The 16,677-nt window shown below is 66.8% G+C and carries 17 protein-coding genes, 1 tRNA gene and 1 pseudogene; 8 read left to right on the top strand and 11 right to left on the bottom strand.

Annotated elements, in window-relative coordinates; all coding sequences use genetic code 11:
- Nucleotides 1-84 precede the first annotated feature (84 nt).
- Complete coding sequence (locus H1R19_RS02430; RefSeq protein WP_188331063.1) at nt 85-1,353, bottom strand: MFS transporter; 1,269 nt, start codon at nt 1,351-1,353, stop codon at nt 85-87.
- A gap of 119 nt (nt 1,354-1,472) precedes the next feature.
- Nucleotides 1,473-2,105: pseudogene (locus H1R19_RS02425) on the bottom strand (GntR family transcriptional regulator); the annotation flags it as partial.
- A gap of 284 nt (nt 2,106-2,389) precedes the next feature.
- On the opposite strand from H1R19_RS02425, the gene H1R19_RS02420 reads away from it, so the two are divergent.
- Nucleotides 2,390-3,586 carry an NAD(P)-dependent malic enzyme gene (locus H1R19_RS02420; protein WP_219851503.1) on the top strand — a complete coding sequence of 399 codons (1,197 nt, stop codon included), beginning with the start codon at nt 2,390-2,392 and terminating at the stop codon, nt 3,584-3,586.
- A gap of 187 nt (nt 3,587-3,773) precedes the next feature.
- Here the strand turns inward: H1R19_RS02420 and H1R19_RS02415 are convergent, their stop codons facing one another.
- The 5 genes from H1R19_RS02415 to H1R19_RS02395 all read right to left on the bottom strand — a co-directional run bounded on the left by H1R19_RS02415 (nt 3,774) and on the right by H1R19_RS02395 (nt 7,977).
- Complete coding sequence (locus tag H1R19_RS02415) at nt 3,774-4,445, bottom strand: VOC family protein (RefSeq protein ID WP_188331061.1); 672 nt, start codon at nt 4,443-4,445, stop codon at nt 3,774-3,776.
- Nucleotides 4,446-4,543: 98 nt separating this feature from the next.
- The gene (locus tag H1R19_RS02410; protein WP_219850469.1) at nt 4,544-5,251 is read right to left on the bottom strand and encodes a hypothetical protein; all 708 of its coding nucleotides are present in this window, start codon (nt 5,249-5,251) and stop codon (nt 4,544-4,546) included.
- Nucleotides 5,252-5,257: 6 nt separating this feature from the next.
- On the bottom strand, nt 5,258-5,749 hold the full coding sequence (locus H1R19_RS02405; protein WP_219850468.1) for an enoyl-CoA hydratase: 492 nt from the start codon (nt 5,747-5,749) through the stop codon (nt 5,258-5,260).
- Between the two features lie 99 nt (nt 5,750-5,848).
- The gene (locus tag H1R19_RS02400) at nt 5,849-6,937 is read right to left on the bottom strand and encodes a hypothetical protein (RefSeq protein WP_244970846.1); all 1,089 of its coding nucleotides are present in this window, start codon (nt 6,935-6,937) and stop codon (nt 5,849-5,851) included.
- Nucleotides 6,938-7,065: 128 nt separating this feature from the next.
- Nucleotides 7,066-7,977, bottom strand: coding sequence for a DUF8176 domain-containing protein (locus H1R19_RS02395; protein WP_244970845.1), 912 nt, complete (start codon nt 7,975-7,977; stop codon nt 7,066-7,068).
- A gap of 192 nt (nt 7,978-8,169) precedes the next feature.
- Here H1R19_RS02395 and H1R19_RS02390 point away from each other — a divergent pair, with 192 nt between their 5' ends.
- The 6 genes from H1R19_RS02390 to H1R19_RS02365 all read left to right on the top strand — a co-directional run bounded on the left by H1R19_RS02390 (nt 8,170) and on the right by H1R19_RS02365 (nt 12,923).
- Nucleotides 8,170-8,754, top strand: coding sequence for a hypothetical protein (locus H1R19_RS02390; protein ID WP_219850467.1), 585 nt, complete (start codon nt 8,170-8,172; stop codon nt 8,752-8,754).
- 100 nt (nt 8,755-8,854) lie between these two features.
- Nucleotides 8,855-9,325 carry a helix-turn-helix domain-containing protein gene (locus H1R19_RS02385; protein WP_188331057.1) on the top strand — a complete coding sequence of 157 codons (471 nt, stop codon included), beginning with the start codon at nt 8,855-8,857 and terminating at the stop codon, nt 9,323-9,325.
- A 61-nt stretch (nt 9,326-9,386) separates the two neighbouring features.
- Entirely contained in the window at nt 9,387-9,812 is a 426-nt protein-coding gene (locus tag H1R19_RS02380) for a VOC family protein (RefSeq protein WP_188331056.1), read from the top strand.
- A 74-nt stretch (nt 9,813-9,886) separates the two neighbouring features.
- Nucleotides 9,887-10,741, top strand: a complete 855-nt coding sequence (locus tag H1R19_RS02375; protein ID WP_188331055.1) for an esterase/lipase family protein — start codon at nt 9,887-9,889, stop codon at nt 10,739-10,741.
- A 95-nt stretch (nt 10,742-10,836) separates the two neighbouring features.
- A tRNA-Thr gene (locus H1R19_RS02370) sits at nt 10,837-10,912 on the top strand.
- 544 nt (nt 10,913-11,456) lie between these two features.
- Entirely contained in the window at nt 11,457-12,923 is a 1,467-nt protein-coding gene (locus H1R19_RS02365; protein ID WP_188331054.1) for a hypothetical protein, read from the top strand.
- Nucleotides 12,924-13,003: 80 nt separating this feature from the next.
- On the opposite strand, the gene H1R19_RS02360 is transcribed toward H1R19_RS02365, so the two are convergent.
- On the bottom strand, nt 13,004-13,579 hold the full coding sequence (locus tag H1R19_RS02360; protein WP_219850466.1) for a hypothetical protein: 576 nt from the start codon (nt 13,577-13,579) through the stop codon (nt 13,004-13,006).
- A gap of 134 nt (nt 13,580-13,713) precedes the next feature.
- Nucleotides 13,714-14,274 carry a TetR/AcrR family transcriptional regulator gene (locus H1R19_RS02355; protein WP_219850465.1) on the bottom strand — a complete coding sequence of 187 codons (561 nt, stop codon included), beginning with the start codon at nt 14,272-14,274 and terminating at the stop codon, nt 13,714-13,716.
- A gap of 148 nt (nt 14,275-14,422) precedes the next feature.
- Between H1R19_RS02355 and H1R19_RS02350 the strand changes: the two genes are divergently transcribed.
- Complete coding sequence (locus H1R19_RS02350) at nt 14,423-15,265, top strand: alpha/beta fold hydrolase (RefSeq protein WP_188331051.1); 843 nt, start codon at nt 14,423-14,425, stop codon at nt 15,263-15,265.
- Nucleotides 15,266-15,330: 65 nt separating this feature from the next.
- On the opposite strand, the gene H1R19_RS02345 is transcribed toward H1R19_RS02350, so the two are convergent.
- Nucleotides 15,331-15,537 (bottom strand): hypothetical protein, encoded by a 207-nt coding sequence (locus H1R19_RS02345; protein WP_219850464.1) that lies wholly within the window; start codon nt 15,535-15,537, stop codon nt 15,331-15,333.
- Nucleotides 15,538-15,609: 72 nt separating this feature from the next.
- On the bottom strand, nt 15,610-16,671 hold the full coding sequence (locus tag H1R19_RS02340; RefSeq protein ID WP_219850463.1) for an ABC transporter substrate-binding protein: 1,062 nt from the start codon (nt 16,669-16,671) through the stop codon (nt 15,610-15,612).
- Between the last annotated feature and the right edge of the window lie 6 nt (nt 16,672-16,677).

Here is a 16,677-nt window from a genome sequence, read left to right as displayed (position 1 = left end):
CACGATCGGGCCCGCATCGACCCCGCCGACTGCGACCGATCAAACCCTCAGCAGGGTACCGGGTGCGCTCACCCCGGCGTCGTGTCACCGTCGCCGCCCGGCGGCGATGTCCTCCTCGGCGGACAGCGCGTCGCCCGTGACGGTCTGCTCGATCGCCGGGCCGTGGCGTCGATGCCCGGCCAGCGCCACCGCCAGACACACCGCGGCGGCGACCCCGCCGAAACCGAACATCATCGGGTAGGTGATCGACACCCAGGTCTCCGAGATCCAGGCCAGCAGCGCAGGCATCGCGAATCCCAGGTAGGTGACGCTGTAGAACACCGCGGTCAGGCCGGCGAGGTCGTCTGGACCGGCGATGCGCTGCACCTCCAGCAACGCCACGATCAGCGCCATGCCGTACCCGCAGCCGAGCAGCGTCGCCGCCACCAGCGACACCCAAACGGTGAGGATCTGCGCGGCGATCGCGGCGACCACCATGCCGGCGATGAGCGTCGTCAGTGCGATGACCACGCCGCGCGGGCTACCCGGGCGGTCGATGCGTCGGCCCACCGACTGGATGGCGAAGCCTGCGCTGAGGCCGAGCACGCAGCACAGCGCCGCGAACGCGATGGGTGCGCCGGCCGTGCGCGCCGACATCAGCGCCGGGATGATCGCGTACGCCGACGCCGCGGCCCCGAACACCCACGGCGCGAGCGGCACCACGACGAACAGGAATCGACGTTGCCCGGCGGCCGGGATGCGCAGGTCGTCGCGCAGTCGGCCCGGCGTGGCCTGTCGCGGCCTGGTCTCCGGGACCAGCGCGATCAGGTTGCCCGCGATCACCGCGAGCACGATGTTCACCACGTAGGGCAGCACATGCGGCCACGGGCCCCACTCTGCCAGGACACCCGCAACGCCCGCGCCGATGCCGAATCCCGCGGTGAGGCTCATCGCGGCCCGGCCCGCCCCGGCACCGGTGCGCGCACCGTCACGGTCGGACAACTCCTTGATCCAGCTTCCGCCGACCGCCATCGACAGCCCCAGCGCGATCCCGCTGCACACGCGCCCCGCCGTCAGCAACGCCGCCGAATCGGCCCCCGCGGCCAGAAGCCCCGAGCCGACCGCGGCGAACACCGGCGCGGGCAGCATCAGTGGGCGTCGGCCCAGGCGGTCCGACAGCGGCCCTCCGACGAGGAGAGCAGGCACGATGCCGAGCACGTACGCGAATAGCAGTGCGTCGATGACGACCGGTGACAGGTCGGTGATCTGGCGGTACATCACCAGCAGCGGCGTGAACTCGTTGCCGCCCCATGCGGTCGCGAAGACGGCGAGGGCCACGGCAGGCCAGCCGAAGCGGGTGCGGTCGGCGCTCATGCGGATGCTCCCGGGAGATCGTGCCCAGAAAGATCCTGCACAGAAAGATCCTGCACAGAAAGATCCTGCACAGAAAGATCCTGCACAGAGAGATCGTGCCCAGAAAGATCGTGGACGGAAAGATCGTGGACGGCGGCGAGATGCCCGGCCAGCAGTCGGTCGAAACGGTCGGCGTCGGCGGCTTCGATGGCGTCGAGGAGTTCGACGTGGTCGGCGATGATGCGCGCGGCGACTCCCGAATCACGGTGCACCGACGCGGTCGTCATCCGACGATGCCGCTCCCCCAGCGTCGTGAAGAAATCGGCGAGCAGGGGGTTGTCGCCCGCGGCGGCGATCAGCTGATGGAACTGCGCGTCGACCTTCGAGAACGCGGCGAGATCGGCGGTGTCGGCACGGCGATGGGCGTCGAGGTTCTCGCGGAGCCGGGTGACGAGGTCGTCGAGCGCACCGCTCCGCGTCACGACCGAACGCACCGCGTGCCCTTCGAGGAGTCGGCGTGCATCGACGACGTCGCGCTTCTCACGCTCACCGATCGGCACCACGAGCGCGCCGCGCTTCGGGTACAGGCGCATCCAGCCCTCGGTCTCCAGGCGCAGGAACGCCTCCCGCACCGGAGTGCGGCTCACCGCGCACTGCGCGGCGATCTCACCCTCACTGATCAGCTCACCACCGGCGATCTCGTTTGTGAGGATTTGCTCTTTGACCTCGGCATATACCCGCTCAGCAGCGGATTCAGAGGTCGGATGCAACATAGACACGAGATGCATCCTAACAACGCCCATTGGGCCCCTCACCTGGGCCGACCCACCTGGTACCCGCATCCCACTCGGTGAGACACTTAATGCGGCCGTAACGAGCGTCACCCCGCTCACACGCCCTGATCGCGTCCGCTGAGCCACCAGCTCGCGTCGATGCTGATCACCAGCTCGCGGGCAGCGTGGCCGGCGAGACGATGCAATCCGCGTTTCGCGGCATTCAGGAGGACCCGACCGTGACGACCACGGAGGACAAGTCAGCTATGGGGGACAAGACAGCGATGAACCAGAATCCCCACACCGAACCGACGATCGCCGATGTCCCCATCACCGACGAAGAGATCTTCTCGGCTCACGTCGGCGGCAAGCTGTCGGTGGAATTGCGCGCCCCCATCGACACCAAGCGCGATCTGTCGATCGCCTACACCCCGGGCGTTGCGCAGGTCTCCCGCGCCATCGACACCGACGCCACACTCGTGAACAAATACACCTGGACCGAACGCCTGGTCGCCGTGGTCAGCGACGGATCGGCCGTCCTCGGTCTCGGCGACATCGGTCCGCGCGCCTCACTGCCTGTCATGGAGGGCAAGTCCGCACTGTTCCGCAGCTTCGCCGGGCTCAACTCCATTCCGATCGTCCTCGACACCAAAGACCCCGACGAGATCGTCGAGACCCTCATCCGACTCCGTCCGAGCTTCGGTGCGGTCAACCTCGAGGACATCTCGGCTCCACGCTGCTTCGAGATCGAGCGTCGTGTCATCGAGGCCCTCGACTGCCCGGTCATGCACGACGACCAGCACGGCACCGCGATCGTCGTCCTCGCCGCCCTCAAGGGAGCGACCACCCACCTCGGACGTGACCTCACCAGTCTGCGCGTGGTCATCTCCGGCGCCGGCGCCGCGGGCGTCGCATGCGCGAACATCCTTATGGCAGTGGGCATCTCGGACGTCATCGTGCTCGACTCGAAGGGCATCGTCTCGCAGGGGCGCGACGGGCTCAACGAGTCGAAGACCGATCTCGCCGCGCGCACCAACCCGCGCGGACTGGCCGGGGGCGCCGTGGAGGCACTCGCCGGAGCCGACGTCTTCATAGGCGTCTCCGCGGGCCTCATCCCGGAGGAGATCATCGCGTCGATGAACGACGACTCGATCGTGTTCGCGCTGTCCAACCCCGACCCGGAGATCCACCCCGAGGTGGCCGCCAAGTACGCGGCCATCGTCGCCACCGGACGCAGCGACTTCCCGAACCAGATCAACAACGTGCTGGCGTTCCCCGGCGTCTTCAAGGGCGCCCTCGACGCCGGGTCGCGTCGCATCAGTGAGGGCATGAAGATCGCTGCGGCCGAAGCGATCTTCTCGGTGGTCGCCGACGATCTCCGCGCCGATCGCATCGTGCCCAGCCCGCTCGACGACCGGGTTGCCCCGGCCGTCGCCGCCGCTGTCGCCGAGGTCGCCCGCGCGGAGGGTCACTGCTCGTAGCTGTTGATCCGTCGCCGTTCCGGCGCCGTCACGTTTCTCGTGGCGGTGCCGGGCCGGAGTCACCCTGCTCGAATGGCGGGCCTCGGTTGATCCGCCACCGAAAAACGCCCTAGCCCAAACGTTTACCGCACATTCGTCGTCACCGCCCGCAGGGAGGGCGGTTTCCCGGGGCGGACCCCGGTGAGTGTCAGTCTGCTCGGGACTGCCAGGTGCACAGACAGACCTCGTTTCCCTCCGGGTCGGCGAGTACCCAGAACGACGGCGCATGGTCATCGGAGAGCAGTTGTCCGCCTGCGGTGATCGCCGCCCGCAACCGCTCGTGGACAACGTCGTGCGGCACCCACAGATCGACGTGCATTCGGCTTCTCTCGGGACGGGCTTCGTCCATCTGCTGGAACCAGACGCCGGGGAGGCGGCCCGACGGATCGGTCAGGTCGACCGGTTCCTTCTCGTCGGCCTCTTTGTAGCCGAGGACCGCACTCCAGAACGGCCGGACGGCGGCGATGTCGAGGGCATCGATGGCCAGATCGAACTGCGAGACCGGCGCAGGTAACGGTTCCAGCGCCATCTCGGCGGCGATGCCGGTGATCCGGTTCGCGAGCGCCACATCGGCTTCGGTGAGTTGATGTGCACTGTGCGTGGTGAGCACGAGATGCACTGAGCCGTAACGCAGGTCGACATCGGGATGATGGTCCGCCTCTTCGGCGGCCGCGATGATCCTGGTGACGAACTCGCCGCCGGTGACCATCGATCCGGTGCGATAGGCGGCGACGAGTTTGTCGGCGATGACGCGCCAGGGATCGGCGACGACGTCGGTGGCTTCTGCAGCGGTGAGCGGTGCGCGCGTTGACCCGGTCATGAGGCCCATGCTGCCCCGTCCGCGGGGAATCCGAAAGGGCTTACGGTCCCGGCCGCCCCTGCTGCACTCGTTGGTTTGCCGTCGGCGTTGGTTCGTCGTCAGCGTTGGTTCGTCGTCAGCGCGGCGAGCTTCGTGATCGCCTCGTGTGTTCCGGGCAGGAATGCGCGCCGGGCCTCCGAATCCAGATAGGTCCCTGCTCCGATGACGGGGTCGTAGTCGAGGCCGATCACGCCGCCGACCGACCCAGACACCACGCCGACCAGCATCTCGGCCAATCCGTCGCGCTGCAGAGCCGGCACCTGCGAGGCGATCACGACGATGGTCTGCTCGAGTACACCCGCACGGTCCCACTCGGTGAAGATGACGCGCGACCGGTTCAGCAGGTCCGGCCGGGGTGAGATCACCAGGACGGGTGTGAGATTGGGGAGGTCGTCTTCGGCGAGCTCGGGCAGCAGGGTGAGCGGGTGAGCACCGGCGTCGACCACCGGGACCGCACCCTGACGCCACGCCTCCACCACCGCGTCAGTCGTCGTCGCATCGTCGGGCGGCAACCACAGCCCGGTCCCCGAAGACGTGCGGAGCAGTTCAGGATTGCCGGAACCGCGCAACCGGAGTTCGATGTCGCAGTCGTTACCCGACGCGTCGACCCACCACGACAACAAGCCCAGCGTCGACGACGCACGCTGCTCGGCAAGCAGCGCCGAGATCACCGACGTACCGACTCCGCCGGCGGTTCCACAGACGACGACGGCCCGCTCGGTCCAAGACTGCGGGTCACCGTCGCGTGGTCGCGTGGGGTCGGTCATCGACGATCAGGGAACCGCCAGGAAAGCACCGAAACCCGCCGATTGCTGGTTGATCAGCTCGCCCTTGGCGTGCGTCGTGTTCACCGTGAACGACACGACGCCGGAACCGGTGTGCACATCCCAGGTGCGCTTCTCACCCGGACGAGGACCGAAGGACGCCGGAGTCCAGTGGTGAAGCAGGTATCCGCGTGCACTGGTGAAGATGGTCCGAAACACCACCTTGCATCGCGGGGTGCGCTTCCAGGAGGTTCCATCTCCGGTGAAGCCATGCGACGTGGCGGTCACGCGGACGACACCGGGCTTGCGCGCCGGCGCCTGCAGACCGATGTGCACAGACCCGCGGCAGAACGAGTGGTTGCCGAACGTTCCGAAATCATTTCCGGTCGTGGTCAACTGGGCAATCGGCGCCGCCGACGCCTGACCCATGCCGAGCAGGCCCGTCAGACACGTGACTGTCGCGACAACTGCAGCGATCGTCGTCAACGTGAGCTTCCTCATGTGAATCCTCTCTCTGAACGCGTGAGTGTCGCGAATGCCTCTGAACCCGAACGCGCTGGGGAGTCAAACAACCCCGAGCATCCTTGCCAGGCCCTGTGACTACCTGGCACTTTCCTCGGCCGGCCAGAGCACTTCGCTCCCCGGGATCGCGTTCTTCAGACCGTCGGACTGCGCTCGGGTCCAATCGCGCACCGACTTCTCGGCCTGCGGACCGAACACCGCATACGGCGAACGTGCCTGGGCACCCGACCATGTGAACGCTGACGCCCCGACCGTGACGCCGACATCGCCACGATGATTGACGACGTAGTCGACAGCGGGCAGTCCCGACCGACGCGCCTCCTCAGGCGACAGATGGAACTCGAACTGATGTGACCCGTCGACGTCGGGCGCGGCGTGACGCGGACCGTTCTGGCGCCACGGCTCAACCGGATTCGCGCCCGGGTCGCCCGCGCCGAGCGCGTAAGCGACGAGTCCGCCGGCGGTTCCGCCGATCGCAAAGCCGACCACGGCCCCCGCCGCACCGGCACCGGCACCTCCGACCGCTGCGCCGATGAGCGCGCCTGTGCCTGTGTGGAGCAGCATCGGCGGGACTGCCGCACCGATCGCAGCACCGACCCCGGCACCACCGACAGCACCGATCACCGCCGACGGGATACCCAGTGCGACAGCACCTGCCGTGCCTCCGGCCATCACCCCGATGATCGTCGCCGCTGCCCGACGAGAAGCCTCGTCTTCGGGCACACCGAGCGACAACAACCCCTGAGCGATCTTCGCCTCACCATAGGCCGACCAGGCATTGATCGAGTTCACATCCTTCGTCGACAATCCCTCCGGGATGTCGGAGACGAAGTTGCCCACCCGGATCTTGTCCGGCGGCGGCGCGATCGGACGGACCGGAGGCGCCACGCGCGGCGCCGCACGATTGTTGATCAACGGGGTGTACGGCTGCTCATAGCCCTGCGATTCCGGTGCGGTGTACGCCCGATACGGCGCCTCCACCGGCGGACCGGGAACACTGCCCGGTCCGGGAACGACGATCGGTGCCACAGTGGCATCCGGACCCGCCGAACCGGGAGCAACATCACTCGGGCTGGTGCCGCCTTGGCCTGGTGCGCTGTCACCCGGGTCGGTGCCGCCCTGCTCCGGCACCGCGAACGCCACCCCGGCGCCGGCGGTGATCGACATCGCCACCACCGCCGATGTCACCGACAACAACGGCCCACTCGGCACACGACGCCTACGATGCCGCCCCCGACTCGAACTCATCTGCAACTGCCTTTCTGTGACCCCTACAGCGGGGGCCCGACTGGTATTCATCCGACGGACCGGATGGACTGGATGTAGGTCTTGTCGCCCGACGTCGTCGTGCGGATGACCTGGCGGTAGGTGATGGGTGCGGCGTCGGGCTGCAGTTCGGTGAGGACCACGGAGTACTCCTCGGGCGCACGCTCCGCGATCGTCAGGCAGTGACGCGTCCCCATCGGCCGCTGGTCGATGTACTGCTGCATCACATACTCGGAGGCGACCGCACCCGGTGTGGTCACTGCGCGTGCCGCTCTCGCCGATCGCAGGGCGTAGTAGGCGTGGTTGAACGCGCGGATGGCGCCCGGACCGGATCGCTGATCACCGGTCCCGTTTCCCTTGGACCCCGTGCCGCCCGATCCTTCGGGACGCTGCGTGCAGGCCGGTTCGCGAGCCGCGGAGGACGTCGACGCAGCGCCGGGGATCGTCGTCGACCCGGTGGCCGGCGTATCTGCCGCGTCCGGTTCGGGATCACCGCCGCCGACCAGCGCCAGCGCCCCGATGAGTGTGGCGACAATCACACTGATGGCGGCTGCCGCGCCGGCGATTCGCCGTGGCGGGCCGAGCCGCGTGCGCCATCCCGCCCCGTTTCCCGAAACTGCCTTCCGCTTGGCGCGCACCGCTTGTTCGGCCTCGGCGAGAAAGGAATCGAGATCCGACGACGGTCGCACGACAGCAGGTTCGACGGCTCGCACAGCAGCGGGACCCGGCCGCTGGAACGGGACCGCCGGGCGGCCGAGGACGGCGACTGCCGACCCGGCCGACAGCCCGTGAGCAGCGGAGACCGATCGGGAACGGCCCAGGTGAGCCGCAAGATCTGCGGCAGGAGTGGCGTCGGTCGCCGGCCACGGAGCGACGTCGGGAAACCAGAGAGAGGGCACGCGCGGCGGCACCAGAGACCCCTCCCCCCGGCTGGTGGTCATGCGTCGACCTGAACTTGTTCGAACGACGTTGCGACGCAGCGGGTTCCCCCGATGGCGTCGGCATTGCCGCTGCTGATGCCGGTCACCCTACAACAGCTCTCAGCTTTGTCTCAGATGTCACCCACACGGGTGACACAGCCTTGGGCGCCGCCCTCGCTGCACCGCACCGACGCCGCGACTAGGGTCGCGAATGTGCTTCTCACCGCTGCCGTTGTCCGTGGCGTCGCCGATGGGACAGTCGACCTCGCATTCCGCCGGTGGGGGCAACCCCGCATCCGGCCGGGGTCGAGTTTCATCGCATTGACGTATGTCATCGAGGTGACGTCCCTGGCGCGGGTGGACCCGTCCCGAATCTCGGCTCTCGAGGCTCGCCGGGCAGGTTTCGAGGATGCCGACGCGGTGCGTGCAACGCTCTGCGTCAACACCCACAACCCGACCTATCGGATCGGACTCCGATGTATCGGTGAGGACCCGCGTATAGCGCTGCGCGCCGACGACGACCTCTCCGACGACGACGTGGACGACATCCGGAAACGACTCGACCGCCTCGACGCGCGGTCCAAGCACGGCGCGTGGACGCGCGAAGTTCTCGATGCCATCGCGCGACGGCCGGGTGTCGTGTCCACCGAGTTGGCCGCCGAACTCGGACGAGATCGTGCCGCCGTGAAGCTCGACGTCACAAAGCTGAAGACCCTGGGTCTGACCGAGAGTCTCCCCATCGGTTACGAGTTGTCTCCGCGGGCCGTCGAATTTCTTCGGCGGGACGCCGTCACCTGAGACCAGCCCCCCGGTGGGCCGAAGCAGCTGAAGGAGAGCTGTCGAACGAACAGTACTCAGAAGCGTCGCACAACCACTCTCACCTGGGCATAATCGATCCATGCCCAGCGCCCATCCCGCGCGCCATCTGTTGCGGGCCAAGGATCTCGCCGACGTCCGGTTCGCCGAACCACTCACCGTCGACGACATGGCCGCCGCCGCCAAGCTGTCACGCGCCCACTTCTCGCGGACGTTCAGCGCGGCGTTCGGTCAGTCACCGCACACGTATCTGCAGACCCGGCGACTCGAGCGAGCTGCGGCCATGCTCCGGTCCACGGACCGATCCGTCGCAGACATCTGCATGGGGGTCGGCCTATCGAGCGTCGGATCGTTCACCACGAGCTTCACGCGGGCCTTCGGCAAGACCCCGACCGCCTACCGGGAGTCATTCCCACCCGCGGTCACCTACGCACAGGTCCCCGCGTGCGTACTGCGTGCCCACTCGCGGCCGGGGCCGACGAGCCGCGTGCACGCCGAGCGACGCGACAACACAGCACACGGGAAGAAGACCGCCCCGTCGCGGCGGACGTAGTTTGGGTTCACCACCGGGGCACAGGACCTCGACGAGACACTGAAAGTGATTGGTGAACAACATGATTCGTATTTCAAGCGCCCAACTGTGGGTGCACGACCAAGACGAGGCGCTCGAGTTCTGGACCACCAAGGTCGGGATGGAGGTCCGCTCGGACGTCACACTTGCCGAGCTGGACGACTTTCGCTGGCTCACCGTCGGGCCACCCGGTCAGGACGACGTCACGATCGTCCTGATGGCGATCCCCGGACCACCGGCCCTCGACGCCGAGATCGTCGGTGAGATCCACAGTCTGATGTCGAAGGGGTTTGCCGGGACGGTGTTCCTCACCACCAGCGACTGCCGGGCCGACTACGAGGCGCTCTCGGCCCGTGGCGTCGAGTTCACCGAGGTTCCCGAGGAGCGTCCCTACGGCATCGATGCCGGGTTCCGGGACCCGTCCGGCAACAGCATCCGCCTCACCCAGCCAGCCGAGATGTTCGTCTGAGTCGCTCTGACGGTGGGTTCGCCGGTTCCGTCGAACCCACCGCATCGCGCTGCCGCAGTCGGGACAATTGGCCCATGTCCCGAGCCCGATTCGGCTTGGCCGCCGTGGCCACCGCACTCGCGTCCGCCTGCGTCGTGCTCGGCGCGGGCGGCGCACAGGCCGTCCCGTTCCCGGTCACCACCGACGCGGCGAGCGCCATCGCCACCCGGTACCTCAGCCCGGCGTCGGAGTCGCCGCCGGGCGCCAACCGCTTCGCGTGCCGCGACCGCGAAGGCCGCGATCCGGTGCTGCTGCTGCACGCCACCGCGATGAACCAGAGCGCCAACTGGGCCTACCTCGCGCCGACCCTGGCGAACGCGGGCTACTGCGTCTTCAGCCTGACCTATGGCCAGACCAGCTGGAGCGGCAACACCGGCGGGCTGGGCAACAAGGAGAAGTCCGCGCGGCAGGTCGCGGCCTTCCTCGACCGAGTGCTCGACGCCACCGGCGCCGCCAAGGTCGACTTCGTGGGACACAGCCAGGGTGGGGCGATCGCCCAGCTGGTCACGCAGCTGACGGGGCGTGCGGAACAGGTCGACACGATCGTCGGGCTCTCGGCGTCGAACCAGGGCTACTCCCGCGTGGGGGCGCTCACCGACCGATTACCCGCCCGAGCCCCTGGCCAGAGCTACTGGGGGCCGAGACGCCCGTCGATCCGGTACGTCAATCTCGCAACCCGGTACGACGAGATATCCACGCCGTACCAGCTGACCCTCATGTCGCCCGGCGGCCCCAACGTCGTGAACTCGGTGATTCAGGAGGTGTGCCCGGCGTCGACGATCGGTCACGTCGGCATGGCCTACTCCCCGACCGTCGCCGCGCTGGTCCGCAACGCCCTCGACCCGAGGCACCGGACACCCGTCCCCTGCGGTCAGGACTATCCCCTCTGAGAGCACGGTCCGTGCAGGATCTCACCCTCCGGGGAGCCGGTTTTTGCTGCCGGCCGCGGACTCGCTAGACTCATCTGCGCTGCCTCGCGTAGCACGCCGCCCTAGCTCAGTCGGTAGAGCAATTCACTCGTAATGAATAGGTCAGGGGTTCGATTCCCCTGGGCGGCTCCATCTCGACCCGGCGTTCTCCCCGACCCGGTCGCCAGGCCGCAGGCCCGGGGATCCACAGCCAACGCTCTCGCGGACCGGGATCTGGCAAGGTCGTGATCGGTCCACGGATGGCGATCGCGGCAGACGCCATCCGCCCCACTGTTGCGGCACCGTTCGCCGGATGAACCGGCAGGGCGTCTCAGCTTGCGGGAACTCCGACGGGTCGACGGCCGACGACTGTTCATTCTCGAGCAGAGCGGTCCGCACATTGAGGGAAAGAACAGCCGCACCGTCAGCATCACTAACAATTAGTGTTATCCACTTCATGGCCCCGGCGCATCGGATAGTCAGAGAAAGAACAACTCATCAGACCGGTCAGCCGTGCCCTCTCCGACGCCCCATCGTCGCCATAGGATCGCCACTCCTGTTGCTGCCCAGCCACTTCGAGCCATCGTTTGATTAGTCCGTTAGACGAACTGAGCACGGTTTGTCTGAATTGATTCGTTCAGAGGACAGTGGGCCACACTTCGGTCGCTTACGCTTCGACCGACTGAGGGGGCCACGCGTGGCAGCACACCGGCGCGGTAGACACCGCGCCCGCAAGAATGACGTCGCTCGGCAGACCACCAGGTCGTCGCGACTGACCGCGACTTCGGTCACCCTGGGCGCTCTGGCGCTCGGCACCATCGTTCCGACCGCACTGGCCACGACCAACGTCGCCGAGGTCGTCGACGCACTCGTCGAGAGCGCGACGGTGTACGACGCGACTCAACCCGACAACGTGCGCGACGGGTTCGGCGGACTTCCCGAGGGCACCGTCATGGTCCTCACCCCGGGGACCGACGACGGCACCCTGATCGCACGCAATCTCCCTGTCATCGGCGACCGCACCACCTTGGTCGTCAACTATCCGCAGGCCTTCGGTCCGATCATCGCCGGCCGATCCGGCAAGCCGTCGCTGCTGTCTCCGAGTTACGATGTCTCGAAAGCCGTTGCGATGGAGCAGAATCTCGCCGTGATGACGGCGTTCGCCGGGATGGGTGACGATCGGCCGTTCGTCGTCTACACCGGCTTCTCGCAGGGCGCCGACGCTCTCGGCGATGCGGCAGAGGATGCGTTCGAGACCGGACTGATCCCGGCGGAGTCGACGGCGATCATTCTCGTCTCCGACCCGCGAAATCCCTGGGGAATCAAGGCCTGGCTTGCGACGACGCCTGTCCTGCCCGAGCTGGCAGGTCTGATCGGGATCGAATCCAACGGCGCACGCGATCCTCGGGGAACCGGCGACGTCGAGGTCACGTCGATCATCATCGTCGGCGACCCGATCGGCAACTTCCAGTGGGTGTGGTACCGCCCGGCCACTTCCGCCGCCGTCAATGTCGCGGGCTTCCTGACCATCCACTCCGGCAACGGAAGTCAGACTTACGGCGAGATCGACAGCCTCGGCACTCCGACACTGCTCACGAGCCGCAACACCACCTACGCGGTGTACGACGCCGCTCATCCGTTCGCCCTGCTCTTCCAACTCGTCCACGACGAGCTCGGAATCCCCTATTCCTCAGATGATTTCGACAAGTGGGATCGTCTGGCCGAGGCGTACTATCCCACCCATGCGCCCACCCCGGCGACCGCGGCGCCCGGCGTCTCGGTGACCGCCGGTACCGTTGCCGGTTCGGCCACAACGACAGCGGATGGTTACAGCGTGACCGTGCCGGCCGCCGTCGCGACCGGAACGGACTCCGCGCTCCCCCAGCCCGACATCATTGCACCCGGACCCGTCGATGGAGACGCAGCGTCGGACGCCGGTGACGACCCGGCCGGAGAAGTACCCTCCGACAACTCACCCTACGATGTCGATGATGCTGGGGCACCGTCGGATTCGGGATCGTCCGGCGATGGCGACCCCGGAGATCCCGCCGGTGACAGCTCGGACGGGACCGACGCAGACAACACCGACTCACACAGCGCCGACACCGCCGACACCGACTCGTCGAGCGGGTCCGACGCCGGCTCCGCCTCCGAGCCTGACTAGGGTTCCCGACCGACGACCCCTACTGACGGTCCGGTGTCACGTGGGTCCGTCACGGGATGTCGACCGCGCGGTTTCCTGACTCAGAGTCCGGGGATGAGTGAGCCCAGACTGCCGGTAGAGCCGGGGGCATCGACCGGCTCACCGGTCCCGGTGACGGTGTAGACCTGAGCTGCGCCGACGCCTGTCGGCAGGCCCAGAAGGGAGTCGGTCGAGGCGCAGTCCTGGTAGATCACATACGAGGAGTCGGTGCGCCCGGAGTTCCACGACGCGGACGACGTCGCCGACGCTTCGATGGTCTTGTCGGTCCAGAGCGTCGCGAGGGCGCCCGCCGCGACACTCGAGCGCAGCGCGGCGAGGTTGGCGGCACCGGCAGCAGTGAGCACCGTTCGGGCGAGTTCCGCGTTGACGGCATCGACGGTTGTGGTCAGCTGCGTACTGTCGGCCTCCCGATGGACGGACAGCTGGCAGCGCACCGAACGGGCCGTCGAGTTGGTCACCGCGACGGAGAGGACGCCGGCGGTCAGCGACGCGGTGTGACCGAACTTGCTGGGGTCCACCGTCAGGGCCGACGCGTCGCCGGCCCCGGCACCCATCAACAGCGTGACCGCCGAGGCAACCGCAGCCGCAGCCACGCCGATGTGTCGAGGTATCCGCATCTCGTTCCCTTCATCATCCGAGCACCGCAACCGATGACATCGACACGCCGACTTCGGATTTCAGTGAATATCGAGGCAACATTAGCAGCACTAAGTAGATCGGGCTGTCCGAATTGCCGGAAAAAAACGACCCGCTACCCCATCGCCTGATCGATCAGCACCCGAGCGGCCGAACGAGCATCGTCGGCCGGCTGCGTCGAGCCCACGATGGCGGCAGTCGTCTGCGCCCCCTCGGCGAGAATGGACAGCTGCGCGGCAAGACTCGGCGGACCACCGAGTTCGCCGACGAGTCCGGCCACATATTCCTGGAAGTCCGCCTTCTGCCTGCGGACAGCGTCGGCGACCGACGGCATCTCGGCGCCGAGCTCTCCGTAGGCGTTGATGAACGCACATCCCCGGAACTCGTCGGCGCCGAACCACCCGAGCAGGAAGTCGAAGATGGCCAGCAGTTTCTCCCGCGGCGCCGTCTTGCCGTCAGCACATTCGGCGATCCCGGCATTCCACTGCCGGCTCCGATCGTCCAGCACCGCGAGGATCAGCGCTTCCTTGGACGGGAACATCGAATAGATCTTCTTGAGCGATACTCCCGCCGCATCACGCACCTTGTCCATTCCCACGCTGTGGACACCGTTGGCGTTGAACAGCTGATCCGCAACACGTATCACCAGGTCACGCGGATCGGCCACGTCGCTCACAAAGCACCTTCTCTCTCAGATGTCATCCGACCCTTGCGCGGGGAACGATCGTTCTCTACTGTAGCAACCACCGTAGAGAACGATCGTTCTCCCGGCCAGGACCCACACCGGCCCGATCGGGTCGCCTCAGAAGAGAGAAGTGATCGCAATGGGTTACATCACCGTCGGCACCGAGAACACCACCGACATCGAGCTGTACTACGAAGATCACGGGGCCGGTCAGCCCGTCGTACTGATTCACGGCTACCCACTCGACGGCAACAGCTGGGAGCTTCAGGCCCGCGAACTGATCGACGCCGGTTACCGGGTCATCACCTACGATCGCCGCGGCTTCGGAAAGTCCAGCAAGGTCGGCACCGGCTACCACTACGACACCTTCGCCGCGGACCTGAACACCGTCCTGGAAACGCTCGACCTGCGCGATGTCATCCTTGTCGGATTCTCCATGGGGACAGGAGAACTCGCTCGATACGCCGGCAGGTACGGTACCGAGCGCATCGCCAAGTTCGCGTTCCTGGCCTCGCTCGAACCGTTCCTGGTCAAGACCGACGACAACCCCGAGGGCGTCGACCGGTCCGTCTTCGACGGAATCGCCCAGGCCGCCAAGGACAACCGCTACTCCTGGTACACCCAGTTCTACAAGGACTTCTACAACCTCGACCAGACCCTCGGCAGCCGGATCACCCAGGAGGTCGTCGACGCCAACTGGATCACCGCCGTGAGCAGCGCGCCGGTCGCCGCATACGCAGTGGTCCCGACGTGGATCGAGGACTTCCGCGGAGACGTTGCCGCGGTGCGTGATTCAGGGAAGCCGACGCTGATCCTGCACGGCACCGGCGACAACATCCTGCCGATCGATGCCACCGGCCGCCGCTTCCACGAGGCATTCCCGGAGGCCGAGTACGTGGAGATCGAGAACGCCCCGCACGGCCTGCTGTGGACGCATGCAGCCGAGGTCAACGAGGCGCTGTTGGGGTTCGTCAAGAGCTGAGCACATCTGGCACAACGGCCGCCGGGTGGAGTCACTGCCCGGCGGCCGCCCGTGGAGTTGTTCGACTACTTCGGCGACTCGGTCTCGGCTCGAGAAGCGTCATCGGCGGCGTCGACGTCCTCTTTGTCGTCAGTGTTGTCATTGTCGTTGTCATTGTGGTTGTCGGCGAGCGGGTCGTACCCCGGGACACCTTCGAGGACCGTCAGCTCCTGGTCGATGGCCGCCGACACCGCTTTGGCCTCGTCCTTGATCTTGCGGATGAAGTCCGACATGCGCGCTCCTTTGCTCATCGACCCCGGTCACTGCCCGGCACCGTGGACCCATGATAGGTCGCAGACGCGGGGTCACCTCTTGAGATCGGGGTTCTCCTCGTAGACCTCTTTGATCAGTGACATGTCGAAGATCTGCGCCGGCTTGATGTCGTAACCGGCCTTGGCCAGGGCTTCGATGTTCTGAGCGATGAGTTCGTCGGTCATCGTGAGCAGGCCGTTCGCCTTGGTGTCGTCGGAGACGACGAGTGCGTTCTGCGCGATCGCCTCCTTCGTCTGCTCGGCCTCGTCGAGTCCCAAGTCCTTGCCGTATTCGGTCACCGCCAGACGTGCCGAACCCGCGGGGTCGGCCACCGCGTCGTACCAGCCCTTGATGTCGGCCTTGAGGAAGGCCTTCAGCTTGTCGCGTTCGTTGTCGATGGTCTCCTGCCGCACCACCAGTGTCTCGGCGACGAGTGGCAGGTTGAAGTCGGCGAACAAGAAGTTGGCGTTCGGGAAACCGCTCTCCTCCAACGTGATCGGCTCGTTGGTCACGTAGCTGACCCAGCCGTCGACCTCGCCGTTCTTCAGCGGTGTCGGGTCGTACTGGACGGTGATCTTCTGGACGTCGGATTCGGTCATGTTGTTGGCCGTCAGCAGCGCCTTGAAGACGTTCTCGTTGGACGCCTGCACACCGATCTTGCGGCCCTTCATCTCTTCCGGGCTGAGGATCGGCCTGCCCGCCGACGACACGATGCAGAACGGGTTGCGCTGGAACGTCGCCGCGACCGTCATCAGCGCGGCGCCCTGCAGGATGACCGGTGCGGTCAGCTGCGGTGCGGTCATGCCGATCCACACCTTGTTGGCCGTCAGACCGGTTTCGACGCCGGTGCCGGCACCACCGCCGGTGATGAGCTCCGGCGTACCGAGCCCCTCGGCGTCGTAATAGCCGTTCTCGATGGCGAAGTACTCCCCCGCGAACTCGATGTTTTTCTGCCAGGACAACTGCACTTTCGGGTTCATCGACGAAGCGCCGCCACCGGAACCGCTGTCGCTGCTGCACGACGACAGCGCACCGGTGAGGCCCAGCGCGCCCGCGGCGCCACCGGCGATCATCGAATAGCGCAGAAAGGACCGTCGGTCGAAGGAGTTGGACATGTGAGA

The sequence above is a fragment of the Gordonia jinghuaiqii genome, assembly GCF_014041935.1.
GTDB classification, from domain to species: Bacteria; Actinomycetota; Actinomycetes; order Mycobacteriales; family Mycobacteriaceae; genus Gordonia; species Gordonia jinghuaiqii.
Note: the sequence above shows the minus strand (reverse complement) of the source record. Positions and strands in the feature narration are given on the sequence as shown.